14 protein-coding genes are annotated in these 14,322 nt (G+C 66.8%); 6 read left to right on the top strand and 8 right to left on the bottom strand.

The window, feature by feature from the left end; translation table 11 throughout:
* Positions 1 to 55: 55 nt before the first annotated feature.
* Positions 56 to 886: a class E sortase gene (locus tag EV567_RS00660; protein ID WP_130436593.1), complete on the bottom strand. Its 831-nt coding sequence runs from the start codon at positions 884 to 886 to the stop codon at positions 56 to 58.
* Between the two features lie 305 nt (positions 887 to 1,191).
* Between EV567_RS00660 and EV567_RS00655 the strand changes: the two genes are divergently transcribed.
* The 3 genes from EV567_RS00655 (at position 1,192) to EV567_RS00645 (ending at position 5,327) form a co-directional block, all read left to right on the top strand.
* Complete coding sequence (locus tag EV567_RS00655; RefSeq protein ID WP_130436592.1) at positions 1,192 to 2,664, top strand: glycoside hydrolase; 1,473 nt, start codon at positions 1,192 to 1,194, stop codon at positions 2,662 to 2,664.
* 95 nt (positions 2,665 to 2,759) lie between these two features.
* Positions 2,760 to 3,767, top strand: coding sequence for an SEC-C domain-containing protein (locus EV567_RS00650; protein ID WP_130436591.1), 1,008 nt, complete (start codon positions 2,760 to 2,762; stop codon positions 3,765 to 3,767).
* 213 nt (positions 3,768 to 3,980) lie between these two features.
* On the top strand, positions 3,981 to 5,327 hold the full coding sequence (locus EV567_RS00645; RefSeq protein WP_130436590.1) for a DNA cytosine methyltransferase: 1,347 nt from the start codon (positions 3,981 to 3,983) through the stop codon (positions 5,325 to 5,327).
* On the opposite strand, the gene EV567_RS00640 is transcribed toward EV567_RS00645, so the two are convergent.
* The 4 genes from EV567_RS00640 to EV567_RS00625 are packed head-to-tail and all read right to left on the bottom strand — an operon-like array spanning position 5,271 to position 9,722.
* Positions 5,271 to 5,699 carry a very short patch repair endonuclease gene (locus EV567_RS00640; protein WP_278044735.1) on the bottom strand — a complete coding sequence of 143 codons (429 nt, stop codon included), beginning with the start codon at positions 5,697 to 5,699 and terminating at the stop codon, positions 5,271 to 5,273. The genes EV567_RS00645 and EV567_RS00640 overlap by 57 nt on opposite strands.
* A gap of 56 nt (positions 5,700 to 5,755) precedes the next feature.
* A complete protein-coding gene (locus EV567_RS00635) occupies positions 5,756 to 7,588 on the bottom strand; it encodes a DEAD/DEAH box helicase (RefSeq protein ID WP_130436588.1) in 1,833 nt (610 codons plus the stop codon).
* On the bottom strand, positions 7,585 to 9,015 hold the full coding sequence (locus EV567_RS00630) for a hypothetical protein (RefSeq protein ID WP_130436587.1): 1,431 nt from the start codon (positions 9,013 to 9,015) through the stop codon (positions 7,585 to 7,587). Before EV567_RS00630 ends, EV567_RS00635 begins: the two co-directional genes overlap by 4 nt.
* Positions 9,016 to 9,032: 17 nt before the next feature.
* Positions 9,033 to 9,722 carry a hypothetical protein gene (locus EV567_RS00625; protein WP_242620634.1) on the bottom strand — a complete coding sequence of 230 codons (690 nt, stop codon included), beginning with the start codon at positions 9,720 to 9,722 and terminating at the stop codon, positions 9,033 to 9,035.
* A gap of 382 nt (positions 9,723 to 10,104) precedes the next feature.
* Here EV567_RS00625 and EV567_RS00620 point away from each other — a divergent pair, with 382 nt between their 5' ends.
* Entirely contained in the window at positions 10,105 to 11,055 is a 951-nt protein-coding gene (locus EV567_RS00620; protein WP_165430280.1) for a helix-turn-helix transcriptional regulator, read from the top strand.
* Between the two features lie 28 nt (positions 11,056 to 11,083).
* On the opposite strand, the gene EV567_RS00615 is transcribed toward EV567_RS00620, so the two are convergent.
* Positions 11,084 to 11,710 carry an ATP-binding protein gene (locus EV567_RS00615; protein ID WP_130436585.1) on the bottom strand — a complete coding sequence of 209 codons (627 nt, stop codon included), beginning with the start codon at positions 11,708 to 11,710 and terminating at the stop codon, positions 11,084 to 11,086.
* A 219-nt stretch (positions 11,711 to 11,929) separates the two neighbouring features.
* Here EV567_RS00615 and EV567_RS00610 point away from each other — a divergent pair, with 219 nt between their 5' ends.
* Together EV567_RS00610 and EV567_RS00605 are read left to right on the top strand one after the other, a co-directional pair.
* Complete coding sequence (locus tag EV567_RS00610) at positions 11,930 to 12,778, top strand: helix-turn-helix transcriptional regulator (protein ID WP_130436584.1); 849 nt, start codon at positions 11,930 to 11,932, stop codon at positions 12,776 to 12,778.
* Positions 12,779 to 12,976 carry a DUF397 domain-containing protein gene (locus EV567_RS00605; protein WP_130436583.1) on the top strand — a complete coding sequence of 66 codons (198 nt, stop codon included), beginning with the start codon at positions 12,779 to 12,781 and terminating at the stop codon, positions 12,974 to 12,976.
* A gap of 105 nt (positions 12,977 to 13,081) precedes the next feature.
* Here EV567_RS00605 and EV567_RS00600 read toward each other — a convergent pair whose 3' ends face one another.
* Positions 13,082 to 13,585 carry a DUF2267 domain-containing protein gene (locus EV567_RS00600; RefSeq protein WP_347400474.1) on the bottom strand — a complete coding sequence of 168 codons (504 nt, stop codon included), beginning with the start codon at positions 13,583 to 13,585 and terminating at the stop codon, positions 13,082 to 13,084.
* Positions 13,586 to 13,714: 129 nt separating this feature from the next.
* Positions 13,715 to 14,143 carry an Hsp20/alpha crystallin family protein gene (locus EV567_RS00595; protein WP_130436581.1) on the bottom strand — a complete coding sequence of 143 codons (429 nt, stop codon included), beginning with the start codon at positions 14,141 to 14,143 and terminating at the stop codon, positions 13,715 to 13,717.
* Positions 14,144 to 14,322: the final 179 nt, after the last annotated feature.

Below are 14,322 nucleotides of genomic sequence, written 5' to 3'. Positions count from 1 at the left end.
CCTTCGGCCCCTCGGGTACTACGGGTACTACCTGTATACCCGATCGCGCACGCGTTCAGGGCAGCCGAGTGGCGACCAGCGTCGCCCACACCACCAGCCGGTATCTGGAGGTGTACTCCGGGGTGCAGGTGGTGAGGGTGAGGTAGTGGCCGGGACGGTCGTACCCGTAGGCCGGACGGACCAGCGACCGGGGCACGGGCCGCAGGACGCCCGCGTCACGGGCCGAGGTCTGCGGCAGGACGAGATCGACGGCGTACGTGTACGTCCCCGCCGCCGTCCGCACCTCGACGATGTCCTCGCGCCGCAGCCGGTTCAGGTACCGGAACGGCTCACCGTGGCTGTTGCGGTGCCCGGCGAGAGCGAAGTTCCCTTCCTGCCCCGGCTGTTGGGTACCGCTGTAGTGACCGGCGTACCCCTTGTCGAGGACCCCCCGCTTTCCGGTGCCCTCGGCGACGGGGACGCGGAGGTGGAGACGGGGGATGCTGAGGACGGCGTAGGCCTGGGAGGGAGCGGGACCGCGCCCGCCCGGGGAGGACGGCCCCGTCCCGCCCGGGGAGGACGGCCCCGCCCCGCCGCCCACGTCACTCCCCGGACTCCCCTGCGGAGCAGTCCCGCTGTGCGGACCGCCACCGTCGAGCCCTTCACCTGCGCCACCGGGAACACCCCCGCCCCCGGACGGGCGGCCCCCCGCCCACTCCCGCTCCAGCGCCTCCACCCTCCGCTCGGCGCCCTCCCGTGCCTCGCGGTTGGTCCACCACAGCTGATGGACGACGAACAGCAACCCCAGCACACCTGCGGTGACGACGAGTTCGGCACCGCACCACAGCACGCGCCGGCGTCGGGCGCGCCGCCGCCGGACACCGTGCTCGACGACGGGAACCCGCATAAGGATCACGCCCCTCCCCGACGGGCCGGCCGACCGGCCGAGCGCACGATAGAGCCGAAGGCGAGAGGTCTCCAGCCCCGCACCCGCGGGGCTCCTCCCGCACCCCCTTCCTCAACCGGTTCGAGAAAGGGGTGTCGGAACTCTCGACAACACCATGCGCCACGCCCGATGCTTCGTGACGCGCATCCAGCGACGCGCATCCCCCACCACGAACACCACCCAGATCTGCACTCACATCCCCCCGCGAGCCGCCGGCCCGCCCGCAACGGCGGGCCCGGCTCGGTCGAGTGAAGCGGAGAAGCCGAATGATCCGACGCAGAACACTGCTGGCCGCCACGGGCGGTGCGGTGCTCGGCAGCGCCCTGGCGGCCGGCACGGCCCACGCCGACGCGACGATCGCCGTCAGTCCCTCCACGTCGTACGGCACTTGGGAGGGCTGGGGCACCTCGCTCGCCTGGTGGGCCAACGTCTTCGGCGCCCGGAACGACTTCGCCGACCTGTTCTTCACCACCGGCTCCGTGACGTACAACGGCACGGCGCTCCCCGGCCTGGGCCTCACGCTCGCCCGCTACAACCTCGGCGGGTGCAGCTGGAACACGGTGAACGGCGAGTCGATGGCCGTCTCCCCGAACATCCCCCGCTTCAAGCAGATCGAGGGCTTCTGGCAGGACTGGAACAACGAGGACCCCGCATCCTCGGCCTGGAACTGGACGGCGGACGCCAACCAGCGGACGATGCTCCAGAAGGCGTCCCAGCGGGGTGCGACGACCGAGCTGTTCGCCAACTCCCCCATGTGGTGGATGTGCTCCAACCACAACCCGTCCGGGGCGGCGAACGGCGGCAACAACCTCCAGTCCTGGAACTACCGCCAGCACGCCTCCCACCTGGCGGCGACGGCCCTGTACGCCAGGAACAACTGGGGTGTGAACTTCGGGACGGTCGACCCCTTCAACGAGCCGGCGTCGTCCTGGTGGACGGCCACCGGGACGCAGGAGGGCTGCCACATGGACCCGGCGGTCCAGGCGGCCGTACTGCCCCACCTGCGCAGCGAGTTGGACAAGCGCGGTCTGACCGGCGTCCGTATCGCGGCGTCCGACGAGACGAACTACGACACCGCCCGCTCGACGTGGTCGTCGTTCGGCTCCGCCACCAGGGCCCTGGTGAACCAGGTGAACGTGCACGGCTACCAGGGCTCGGGCGGCCGCCGGGACCTGCTCTACTCGGACGTGGTGACGGCGTCGGGCAAGAAGCTGTGGAACTCGGAGACGGGCGACAGCGACGGCACCGGTCTGACCATGGCGTCGAACCTCTGCTACGACTTCCGCTGGCTGCACCCGACGGCCTGGTGCTACTGGCAGGTCATGGACCCGTCGGCGGGCTGGGCGATGATCGCGTACGACGCGAACACGCTCCAGCCGACGACCGTCCAGACCAAGTACTACGTGATGGCCCAGTTCAGCCGCCACATCCGCCCCGGCATGCGCATCCTCGACACCGGCGTGAGCTACGCGGCGGCGGCCTACGACCCGACGGGCCGCAGGCTGGTCGTCGTCGCCGTGAACACCTCCTCGTCCGCCCAGACCCTGACCTTCGACCTCTCCCGCTTCTCCACCGTGACCGGCGGCTCGGGCGGCCTGGTCCCCCGCTGGAACACGGTCACCACGGGCGGCGACCGGTACCGGGCGTACACGAACACGTACCTGAGCGGGAAGTCGGTGGCGGTGCCGTTCGCCGCGAAGGCGGTGCAGACGCTGCAGGTGGACGGCGTGACGATCTAGGAACCCGCCGCGGGCCGGACGGCCGCCCCACCGCCCGGCAACTGCCCGGCCTGCGGGTCTCACCTTTGTCACCGGTGGGCAGTACGGTGTCGGTCATGCGCCCCGACACGCCTGCCGAGAACGTCGACCACACCGCCGAAGCGGCACGCCTGGAGCGGACCGCCGGCCTGTACCCGGAGGACGCCGAAGCCCTGCTGCTACAGGCCGCGGCCCACCTGGAACTCTCCGGCGACCGCCCCGCCGCGACCGCGCTATACGACCGCCTGCTGTCCTCCGGGGCCCCGCTGGACGAGCCGCACCTGATCAGAGCGCTCAAGGCGTCGAACCTCTGGGAGTACGGCCACGAGGCCGAGGCCCGCGCGATCATCGACGGAATCCGGGCGACGGCCCCGCGCGACGCCGCCCCGTGGGTGATCGTCGCGGAGTCCCTGGAGGCGCACGACGAGCTGGAGGCGGCGGAGAAGACGTTCACGGAGGCGGCGCGGCTGCTGCTGACGGACGTGCCGGAGCCCCCGCACTCCACGCACCCCCTGCTCTTCGGCCGCCACCGGGTGCGCCGCATGCTGGGCGCGGCCCACGACGAGTGGGACACCCTGGCCGACACCCTCCACTCGTCCCCGGTCTCCCTGGACGAACTCCACGACCCCAAGCGGGTGTGGTCCCTGGGCTCGGACAACCCGCTGGAGCTGGAGGCGGAGATCTCCCGCCTGCGCGCGGAACTGGGCGCCTACCGGGAGGCTCTGTCCCGCCCGTTCCCGGTGGCGGTCCTGCACTGGCCTGCCGGCGAACTGGCGGAACTGCTGTCGGCGTACCCGTCGCTGTCCGAGGAGTACCCCTCCCACCCCGACCACCTCGCGACGATAGAGGCCTCCCTCCGCGAGCTGTCGGCCTCCGGCACCCCCAACCTGGGCATCGTCACGGGCACGGTCCCCTCCTACGAGGCCTTCGCCGCCTCGGAACTCTCCTCCCCCACCGACACGACCCTCCTCCCCCAGTACGCGACGACCCTGGCAGCCCGGGGCCGCGCGGTGTCCTGGCCCCCGGAGCGGGGGGCGTCCTGCTGGTGCGGCTCGGGAGGGGCGTACGCGGCTTGCCACGGTTAGCACGCAGGACGGCTTTGCAGCCCGCCCACAGCAGCCGCGCGTCGGCAGCCATGACAGGCAGCAAGGGCAATGACCAGCGGTGAAGCCGTTACCGCCCGGCCCACCCGCGGGGCGGGTGCGCATGTGGCACCTGATAGGTGCGAGACTCTTGGTGCCGAGTTGCCGTGGGAAGATCACCAACTCTCGCGTGAACGATCATCTAGAAGGAGAGTCATGTCCTCCAGCGGCCATGAACGCCCGCAGTTCGCCCAGCCACTGACCTCAATTGAGATCTGTGCCGGGGCAGGCGGCCAAGCCGTTGGACTGCATCACGCAGGGTTCGACCACAGGGCCTTGGTCGAGTGGGACCCTCACGCCGTCAGCACCCTGCGAGCTAACGTTGGGGATTGGCCCGGATGGACCGCCGAGAAGGCTCAGCAGATCACTCCGATGGATGTCCGGGATTTCCTCGGTTCGGACCTTGAGAAAAGCCTGCAGCTTAATCCAGGAGAATTGGACCTGCTGGCGGGGGGAGTTCCGTGCCCACCATTCTCACTGGCTGGCAAGCGGCTGGGAGAGGACGATGAACGCGACCTCTTCCCGGCAGCACTGGATATCATCGAAAAGCTGCTGCCACGAGCTGTCATGATCGAAAATGTTCGCGGCATTCTCGAGCCTCCCGAGTTTTTCATTGACTACCGGATCAAAATTCTGAACCGACTGCGCGACGCAGGCTACATCGTTCCGAACGTAGACCTTCACCAGTCCGCTAAGGCTCAGGACATCGCCATGCGCAAAGTATGGCGACGGCTAGACGCTAAGGACTATGGCGTTCCGCAACTACGCCCACGAGCCATCCTCGTAGCCCTCCATGAAAGCGTCATGAATGAAAGTCGGCACGCTTTCGAATGGCCGGTACACCTCAGGGCTGAGCAGGCGAACGTGTTCGCACACCTTGAGGAGACCATGCGGGAACGCTGCCAGGACTACTGGGAGCTGAACCAGGACGGCCGGCGCGCCAAGCCAGGTGAGCGCACGGGCAAGGATGTGTACGACGACTGGTATGAAGCCGCCGAGAAAGCCGCCGCCGCAGGCCGGGGAGTCGCTCCCACCCTGGTGGGCGGTTCGAAGAAGCATGGTGGAGCGGACCTCGGGCCCACCCGCGCCAAGCGCGCTTGGGCAGCCATGAACGTGGACGCCATGGGAGTCGCGAACGACCGCGACGCCTGCGTCCCGGAACGCGACTTGTTCAGGCCTGCCGGCCCCATGCTGACGGTCGAGCAGGCAGCCATCATCCAGGGATTCCCGCGGGCATGGGATTTCCAAGGCGGGAAGACTGCACGCTATCGCCAGGTGGGGAATGCATTCCCTCCGCCCGTAGCTGAAGCGGTGGGGCGGGCCATCGCGGCGGTTCTGCGCCCCGAGCACCGAGATGACTTGCTGGCCAAGTACGCAATGGAATCAAGCGCTGACATCCGAGTCGGCCGCCCTGGCGCTCAGGCGGAACAGACTGAGATTTCCATGTCAACGCTCTCTACGCGCCCGAACCACGTCAGCGATCTGTCCCGCGCAGGCGTCTGACGGCTCGTGCTCCCAAAAACGGAGCACGAGCCAGCCCGCATCAGTGAGCCGCTGATCAGTCTCGCGGTCTCTCGTGACATTCCGGAGCACCTTCTCTGACCAGTAGCCAGAGTTTGTCTTCGGTGGAACGTAATGCTCGGGGCACCCGTGCCAATAGCACCCGTCAATAAAGACCGCTACCTTCACCGGCCGGAAGACCATGTCAGCCGTGCGGCGAAGATCAGGCAGCGGGCGGGCCGCGACGCGGTAGCGGAGCCCCTTGGCATGTACGAGCCGACGAATCAGCTGTTCGGGCTTTGTGTCACGGCTCCGGATCGCCTGCATGTTCCGGCGTCGCGCCGCAGAGGAGGCCCACGATCCCGCTGGCGCCACCCACTCGGTTTCGTTCGTCACACACCAGAGAATAGTGGGCACTCCCGCTCCCTCGCCTAGAGACCGTCGCCCCGGCGACCGCCCACGTGACGTAGCAGGGCTTCGACATCGCTGGGCGCCAGTCCAGCCCCGACCGCGGGCTCCTCCTCAAGATCCGCGAGCTGCTGAACTGTCGGGTCATCGAGCACTCGCCCCATGAAGTCCAGCTTCTTCTCCAGCCTGTCAGCCACCACTTCGTCGATCGTTTTCCGAGCAGCCAGAACCGTGACTCTCGTCTCAGTGTCCGGTGCCAGACCAAGCCGGTGGATGCGGTCAAGGCTTTGCAAGAACCGGCCGGCCATGAAGTCACGGTCTACGTAAACAGCGTCATGGCAGATGTGGTGCAGGCTGATGCCCTCACCCAGGGTGGCCGGGTTGGAGATCAGCACCATGCAACTCGGGTCTTCGCGGAAGCGCCTGAGCTGCTCATCACGGTCGGGCGTGCCGCCATAGACTACGGCGGGGTTGTACTTCTCAAGCAGCCTCTCCAAGGTCGTCAGACTACGGACGAAAGTCGTCCAGACCAACGTCTTCCGGCCACACGCGGCGTTCTCCGCGATGATAGTGATGGCCTCTTGATATTTGGGCGACAGTTCGTGGTCTGGCAGGGACTGCATGAGCGAGTAGAGCGAGCTGCTCTGCGGGATCTGTAGAGGCGGGAGCTGGTAAGCCAGCGGCTCGTACCGGCTTCCGCCTTCCAGGAGGAGTGCGGGACTGACCGCGGCCATCAGCAAACGCAGTGCCGTCTTGCCGAGAGCACTGAGGTCGTCCCGTGCCCGATCCGCTTTCGCACCCTGGGTCAACGACTCGTAGATCTCGTCGTGCAGCGGAGGCAGATCCACGTGGCGCAACGTCAGCCGGACCGGAGGCAAGCCGAGTTCATGCTTGGTCGTCCGGGTGAACAGCGGCTTCAGAACCGTGCTGGCATGGGCCAGGTCACCACCGGCCACAGCCTGGACCACAGTGCGCTGGCCATGTCCCGGCCATACGAAGCCCAGCAGATTCTCCAGGTCCTTCGCCCCGTTCGGTGCGGGCGTACCCGTGAGAATGAGACGACGCTGGGCCAACGGCCCCAGCGCCATGCAAGCAGCGCCATACGTTCCCCGCGCGCCGAGCTTCATCCGGTGCGCCTCGTCCAGGATGATCATCGCGGGGCCAGCCCTGAGCCATCCGGCGAGCAGGCCAAGTGACCGATCAAGGCGTTCGTAGTTGACGATCAGGACTTCCGTCCAATTATCCATCGAGCCGTCGAGCACATGAGTCCGCAAGGCGTGCTGGAAGCACACGGCGGTCTCGTAACGCCAGGACTCGTAGGCTGACTTGGGGCAGACAACCAACAGTCGGCCCACCCGCCCCTGAGCCTTCTGAGCTGCGTACACAGCGAGAGCAACGCGGGTCTTGCCGGCACCGGGAACACTGAAATTGGCTCCGTGCTGAAGGGACAGGAGCTTGGCGATGTCGCGAAGCTGGAACTCACTGAGCTCGCCCAGCCACGCTTCTCCGAGGAGAGCACGCACTTCACCGGGCACGGTATCCGTCGACCCAGGTGCCTCGTCCAGGCGCCGCTTGACCGTGTTCGCGTCCTGCACCACGCCGGCCACCAGCGTGCGCAGTTCGGGCTCCCACTCCACGCCCTGGGGGTGCGGCCAGGAGCCCAGCACGCCGAGGTCAGAGAGCAGTTCATCCAGCGCTATCGACGCGCTGAGGGGGCCAAGCTGGCCGCCCGTGCGAAAACGGGCGGCCAACTGGACCAGGTCCTGCTGGTATTCATCGGTGGTACGCAGTACGACACGGGTGCGCGTCTCATCGAAGCCGAGTCGCAGTGATGTCACCTCAGCATTGAGCGTCATGCCGTGGGCTCCACCGTGGCGGCTTCGAGCAGCCAGGCAACGCCGTCACCCGGGTCAGGCAGACCCCGTCCCGCCTGCTGCGCCAGCTTGCGAAGGCTGGTGCGGAGCTTGAGGACAGCGTCATCGAACGCTTCCTCGTCCAGGCTGCGGGAGGACCGTGCCTGGACAAGATCAGCCACGCACTGGTCAATGCTGGCACATGCCTCGGCAAGCCGAGCGGGCGCGAGCTGCTTGCGCTTACGCAAGCGAGCATTGCGGCCGGCGACGTCGAGGGCCTTGTCGAAGGCCTCCTCCGCCTCATCGATCACTTCCTGGTTCGCGGCCTTCTCGGTGTCCGCAAGACCAGGGTCGCCGGTGCTCACCACGGCCTTGGCCCGAAGGAGCCGGTCGTTCAGTGCCCTGGCCTCCGAGACGGCGGAGGAGGCCGCCGGAACGGTAAGTCCCAACCCAGGAATGACCACCCCGGCGGCCTCAGACGCCAACGATCCGGAAGCCTCCGGGACGGGGAGCATGCTGCCAAGGCCTTCCTTGAGGAAGTCCTCGTCAATGTGCCGCACATCCGTCTTGGAGAAGTCCAGGAGGATGGCAGCGAGCCGCCACTCCTTGAGCACTTCGGCCTGGTCGCGGTCAACCGACTCCAGCTTCATGTAGAGCCTGTGCAGTTCCTTCAACCGCTCCTGGGCTCGCTCCCAGTCGACGAGGCGCAGCTTCGAGCCCCCGCCGCTCGCGCTGCGGTCAATCAGCTCCCGGATGGTGGTCAGGATCCAGCGGTCCCGGTGGTACGTCTTCACCTGGATCCGAAAGGCCTTGGCGATCTGCTCCGGGGTCCGTCCGAGAGCGGCCTGCTCCTCCATCGCGAGCAGATGGTTGAGGAAGGTGTAGTCCCTGCGGTGATCTTTGCGGAGCTGCAAGGACAGCTCGACGGCATTGATGTCAGCCCAGGTGAACGACTCGGGCAGCACCCCGACCCTCATCGACTGCACGCTAAGTTCCCGCAGGGCGCATGCCCTCGTATTCCCGTTAACCACGATGCCGTGGTGGGTGACGAGACCAGGATCGTTCTGCCCGAACTGCTTCAAACTGTCCTTGAGGGCGTCGAACTCAGGATCACGGAGGTTAGGGTCGGCCGGCGAGGCCTGGAGGAGAAACCCCAGGTAGTCCTGGCTTTCCGCGCTCCACGGATCCTTGTCCAACCCCTCGTCACGGACGGGATTGTGGCTGCGCTGGGCCCGGATCCGGTGCGTGCCAGGGTTCAGGTACAGGCTGCTGAGCGGGAGGTCGACGACCTCGACATGGGCCTGCTGCTCGTTCCAGTCGACCGTCACCGTCTCGCGGGTGCCACCGGCATCGCGTACCTCTCGCACCTTCTTCTTGATCAGTTCGCTGAACTCATCCGCCCGGGGCGGCGGGGCAAACTCTCGTACCATCGTCGTCTCCGCTCGCGTCACTCGTTGTCGTCGGCCAGCTCGGCGGCCACGGCCTTACGCAGGTGCTCAGGGAGGCTCCGATACGTGCCCCACGCCTTCTCAAGCGGTCCAAGCGTGCGCTGGTCAGCCTCAATCCAGGTCGTGAGCGCCTGCCGCTCCATCGGAGAGAGGGCACGAACCTGCGCCAGCACCTGCGTCACGTCGACCGTCCGCTCGCTGCTCCCCACCCCGCACCGCTTGCATTCCGTCACGGTGTGATGGTCGGTCGAGCCGTCCGGCAACACCACCTTGCGGCGGGCCACGTTCAGCACAGCCGGGGTGAGAGTGTCCTCGTACGTCTCGCCGGCCGCGATTCCACACGCACGGCACATGTAGTTGTCGGCCGCGAGGATCTTGTTCCGCTGTGCCGCGGTGATGCTGGCCTTGTGCTTGGGCGTCTTGGCCTGACCGGGCAGCCAAACCTCCGCTCCGGCTGCGACGAAACGCTGTTCCTGCTGCGTCAGAGTCGGATCATCACGGCTCGTGTCGATCTTCCAGCCGTAGTCCCGGAGGTCGCGCAAACGCCGGTCGATCTGCGCGGCGTCCGGAAACGCCTCCCGCAGCTCAACCTTCTTGAACGTCTTGCCTACCCCCACTACCTGAAGAAGCCACAGGGCCGTGCGGGCCCTGCCTCCCAGGTTCTTGTTCTGCCAAGACGGCAGCGTCATGCGCTGATCCTCCAGCTCCCCTAGAACGGCTGCGGCGGGCATAAACCGCCGATAAAAAATTGCATTCAAAGGTGCACATAAAGCACCCCTTGCCTGCAACGAGCCCCCCACTACGCGACTACCGACGTCACGAGCGATTGCCTGGACAGATTCTTGCACTAGCCGTCAGCCGGGAGTCAACCGTTTACCTCTTGCGACAAAAACAGCAAGTACATCTCCCCTTTCTTGCGGCACAATCTTCGATGGCAGGACCCTGGACCGGCCAGTAAGCACACGCAGAACAAGGGTGGGTGACTGACTCATGGCGTACGGCAACCCCGGCCATACCTGGGCAACGAAGAGCATCAGCGGTGACGTTCCACCTGGGAAGAGGGAGCTGGCCGTGCAGATTCAGCGGCTATGCCGCTACTTGACGGGCGAGAGCGGAACAAAAAGGGGCATTCCTGAACCAACGCAAGCACAAGCAGCGAGACGCCTCGGAGTCTCCGAGGCGTCGCTTTCGCGATTTCTGAGCGGGAAGTCCGTCCCAGCCCTGGAGATTCTGGAACGCATTTACACGTACGCCCGCGCAGACGCGAACGACGGCTTCCCTGTCGATGTCACGCGCGCCAAGCTGCGAAAACTGCGCGAGCGGGCGAACGCGGACCACTGCCATGGCTGCGTGGCCCTGCGTGCCGAACTGGAGAACATGAGAACGGCGAGAGACGCCCAAGCGACGGATACGCATGCAAAGGGCGGCTCCACCGAAGGTGCAGGGCAGACGTCGCTGCAGGAGCAACAGCTGAGGCTCCGCTTCCACGCCATGGAGGCGGAGCGGGATGAGATGGCGCGCCAGCGAGATCACCGGAGGCAGGGCTGCGACCGCCACACGGCCGAGATTGACCGGCTCAGCAATGAAATTGCACGGCTTCGCCTTCTCGTTTTGCGGTCGGCAAGCCGCGCCGGCTCGGGATCTAGTCCGGCAGCGGCCGCAACAGGCGAGGCGGGGCCGCTGCCGGTCCCCCGTGGAACAGGGGACCGGCAGCGGAGCAGTGCCGACGAGCACGCGGCCTGGAACGTCGCCGCCAAGGCCGACGCTCTTCAAGCGAGCAGCCGGCAGGGGGCCGCACTCCCGCTCCTGCATCACACTGCACACAGGTTCAGTCACGCGGAGGTAGCGGCCCTGTTGTGCTTGCTACGCCACCAGCAGGAGAGGGAGCTCGCCGACAATTTGATCCACATCTATGGACGGGACCGCAGCCATCAGGACGTCGTCCGTGTGGCACTTGAGCTTCACGAACGCGGTGCCCCCGGCGACGCCGGAGCCCTGCTCCGCCTCCGCGCCGCCTTCTGACAGCCAACTGCCGCCAACCGGCTGCCGCCTAGGCGGCAACCTCCCCTTCGTACCTCGCCTGCGCCTGGTCCAGCACGCCGTCCGGGTCACCGCCACAGGCCGCCGTCCAGTGCAAGAGGTCCGCGATGAGTGCGATCGCGGCGTCTTTCATGCACACACGCCCGTATCGGCCGCTGATCGGGGTCGCGACCCTGTTCCCGTATCGCTCCAGCACCTCAGTGGCCCGTTCGATACGGGGGCACAGGCCCGCGGAATCGACCCTGACCTCGCACCAGACCGACTTACCGACCGCAGTGAGGGCCGTGCCCCAGTCCTCCGTGAGCGCTTCAAGCATATGGAGGCCCCGGCCGCACTCGCTCTCCCAGCCGCCCGCCCTGAGGACGGGAACAGTCTCACTCCTGTCGTGCATCTCCACGCGCAGCCGGCCATCCCGCCGCTCGAGAACGAGGGTCGCTGCGGCTCCTTCACCCACATGCTTGAGCACGTTGGTGGCCAGTTCCGTCACGAGCAGTTCCGCCTCTTCTGCCGCAGCCGACACACCCCACCGGCTCAACTGCTTGGCGGCCGCCCGCCGAAGGAGGCTGATCTCTGACGGCACCGCCTCGAAAGGCAGGACACAACGGGGTTGAGGTTCAGTGACTTCATTGCCGGGCATCGCCGGCTCCTCCCTCACAGGCCACGCACTCGCTGCGCCCGCCGTGTCCGTACGGCTGCATTGCGTAGCGGCTTCACGAGAGAGCATGGCACGGAGAACTCTCGCCGTGTAACTTCTCACCAGAATCCTTCGGGTGAATCTGATGGTGGGTCGCCTGGACGATGCCTAGCCTGAGGGCGTTCTCCGGGCCTGTCGCCCGGTTCATGGCGAAGGAGCCCCATGTCCGAACGCACCACCACGCGCCGCCGACAACTGGGTGCGATGATGCGTAAGTTGCGTGCTCGTAAAGCGTTGACCCTTGAGGAGGCGGGGCGGCGCGTCGGTGTCTCCAAGGCCACGATCAGCCGGTATGAAACTCAGTCAGGGCCAGTCAAGTGGATCGTCATCGACGCTCTGTGCCGTGAGTACGGGGCGACCGACGTCGAACGGCAAGCAGTCGTGCGCTTGGCGAAGGAGGCCAAGCAGCAAGGGTGGTGGAGCTCCTTCGCGGACTCGATCCCGGAGAGCATGAACCTGCTGCTCACGCTGGAGAACGAAGCGGTGCGCGAGAGCCACTTCTCCTGCGTGTACGTCCCCGGGCTACTCCAAACTCGTGCCTACAGCATGGCCGTACAGAAGGCCAACGAAGTGCCGCTGCAGCAGGCGGAGATCGAGCGGCTGGTCGACATCCGCATGAAGCGGCAGAACATCCTCAGCCGGCCGAGTCCACCGCACTTGTGGGCGATCCTCGACGAATCGGTGATCCGTCGGGTCGTCGGCTCACCTGCGGTCATGAGGGAGCAGCTCGGCCGACTCCTCGAAGCGACCGACTCAGACAGCCCGATCACTCTGCAGATTCTGCCCTTCTCCCGCGGGGCCCACGCCGCCGCGCTGGGAAGCTTCGTCATCATCGGAGGGCCAGAGCCGAGCCTCGACGTGGTCTATGTCGACTTCCACACCGGCTCCCTCTTTCTGGAGAAGGAGGAGGAACTGAAGCGCTACAGACTTGCGTTCGAGTACCTCCGCGCACAAGCGTTGGACATGGAGGCTTCCTCCGCCATGATCCACCGTGCCCGCAAGGAGCTGTGAATGCCCATAGGTCCTGAGCCCGCCGCCGAACCGGTCTGGTTCAAGTCCTCGTACAGCGGCGGCAACACCACAGAGTGCGTCGAAGCGGCGCGCTCACCGGAAGGCTTGCGCGTGCGCGATTCCAAGGACCCCGACGGGCCGCACATGGTCGTGTCGCTTGAGGCCTGGACTAGGTTCTCAGCTGCTTTTGCCAAGTGACTTCTCCACTCGGACTCATCGTCTATCGGGCTGTCATCACCGTGACGGTCGTTGTCGGCGGCTCCGCCGGTTGTGGGCCGGGGAGCCGCCATGGTGTCGGTTGGGTCAGGGGTGGGGGGTCAGTTGTGCCTTGCCGAAGAGGAGGGCGTAGCCCGGGGGGAGTTGAGAGAGGAGGCGGGTGGTCAGGGGGGTGCCCAGGAGGGGTGGGAGGGTGCTGAGGACCGAGCCGGCGTGCCAGCGGGCCGTGGCCGGGGTTGCTCCCTCCAGGTGTGGGATGAGTGATTCGACGAACTCCGCTGCCGGCGAGGGATGCCGGGCGGGGGGTTCGGATGCGATCAGGGCCGCCGCGCTTCTCGGGAGCGCATGGGCCAGGGCCACTCGTTCGTCGCCGGTGATCTGGCTGCCCAGGGCGGCGATTACGACTCGGGTGATGTGCTCGGCTTCTGCGGTCGTCGGATACCGGCCCGCCTCACGGACCGCTTCGAGCAGGTCCGCCCAGGTGAAGCGGGGTTGCGGGGGCGTTCGCCCGACGTGCGGCAGGGCCGGGGACGGGATCAGCGTCCTTGTCGGCTGTCGTGTGGGGGTCGGGCGGGTGTTCGTCGGCGTCATCGTCATGGTGGTTGTGGGTTGCGCTCTCCGTTCGGGGGTGCGGGCAGGGGAGGCGCGTCCTGCAGCCCTGGGGCCGTAACGGGGATCCGGCCGGGGCGCCCGGGGGTACGGGACGCGCCTCGGTGGGTGTCAGCTGTTCAGCTGCCTGCGGCCCGTGTCGCCGCCCGTGATCTGGATGCGGCGGGGCTTGGCCTGCTCGGCCACCGGGATGCGCAGGGTCAGGACACCGGACTCGTAGGAGGCGTCGATGCGCTCCGTGTCGAGGGTGTCGCCCAGGAACAGCTGGCGGGTGCAGACGCCCGTCGGGCGCTCGGCGACGATGAGTTCCGCGCCCTCGGGGGCGGGGGAACGGCGTTCGGCGCGGACGCTCAGGACGTTGCGTTCGACGTCCAGCTCGATGGTCTCCGGGTCGATGCCCGGGAGATCGAAATGGACGAGGAAGTCGTCACCCGAACGGTAGGCGTCCATCGCCATCGCGGCGGGGCGGTTGGTCGTGGCCCCCAGGACCTGCTGCGCGAGCCGGTCGAGATCGCGGAACGGGTCGGTTCGCATGAGCATCACAGTCCACTCCTCTCTTCCATGATGTCGGTGCGATGCCCTACGGGTACTTATATAACTCGGAGGAGGAAAGTTGACAAGCCTGGGCTCATGTTCGGAGTGGCGGCCCGTCAGGGGCGAACGTTGCCTGCCGCGGCAGGGGCACTAGCCTCGCGGTGACTACTACAGCGTCGGAGGCG

The sequence above is a fragment of the Streptomyces sp. BK239 genome, assembly GCF_004217285.1.
Taxonomy (GTDB): domain Bacteria; phylum Actinomycetota; class Actinomycetes; order Streptomycetales; family Streptomycetaceae; genus Streptomyces.
This window is presented reverse-complemented; position numbering and strand designations above follow the sequence as displayed.

What these genes read in the sequence shown, in the direction of transcription:
- EV567_RS00660 (WP_130436593.1), bottom strand. Translation starts at nt 886, where the DNA reads ATGCGGGTTCCCGTCGTCGAGCACGGTGTCCGGCGGCGGCGCGCCCGA.
- EV567_RS00655 (WP_130436592.1), top strand. Translation starts at nt 1,192, where the DNA reads ATGATCCGACGCAGAACACTGCTGGCCGCCACGGGCGGTGCGGTGCTC.
- EV567_RS00650 (WP_130436591.1), top strand. Translation starts at nt 2,760, where the DNA reads ATGCGCCCCGACACGCCTGCCGAGAACGTCGACCACACCGCCGAAGCG.
- EV567_RS00645 (WP_130436590.1), top strand. Translation starts at nt 3,981, where the DNA reads ATGTCCTCCAGCGGCCATGAACGCCCGCAGTTCGCCCAGCCACTGACC.
- EV567_RS00635 (WP_130436588.1), bottom strand. Translation starts at nt 7,588, where the DNA reads ATGACGCTCAATGCTGAGGTGACATCACTGCGACTCGGCTTCGATGAG.
- EV567_RS00630 (WP_130436587.1), bottom strand. Translation starts at nt 9,015, where the DNA reads ATGGTACGAGAGTTTGCCCCGCCGCCCCGGGCGGATGAGTTCAGCGAA.
- EV567_RS00625 (WP_242620634.1), bottom strand. Translation starts at nt 9,722, where the DNA reads ATGACGCTGCCGTCTTGGCAGAACAAGAACCTGGGAGGCAGGGCCCGC.
- EV567_RS00615 (WP_130436585.1), bottom strand. Translation starts at nt 11,710, where the DNA reads ATGCCCGGCAATGAAGTCACTGAACCTCAACCCCGTTGTGTCCTGCCT.
- EV567_RS00610 (WP_130436584.1), top strand. Translation starts at nt 11,930, where the DNA reads ATGTCCGAACGCACCACCACGCGCCGCCGACAACTGGGTGCGATGATG.
- EV567_RS00605 (WP_130436583.1), top strand. Translation starts at nt 12,779, where the DNA reads ATGCCCATAGGTCCTGAGCCCGCCGCCGAACCGGTCTGGTTCAAGTCC.
- EV567_RS00600 (WP_347400474.1), bottom strand. Translation starts at nt 13,585, where the DNA reads ATGACGCCGACGAACACCCGCCCGACCCCCACACGACAGCCGACAAGG.
- EV567_RS00595 (WP_130436581.1), bottom strand. Translation starts at nt 14,143, where the DNA reads ATGCTCATGCGAACCGACCCGTTCCGCGATCTCGACCGGCTCGCGCAG.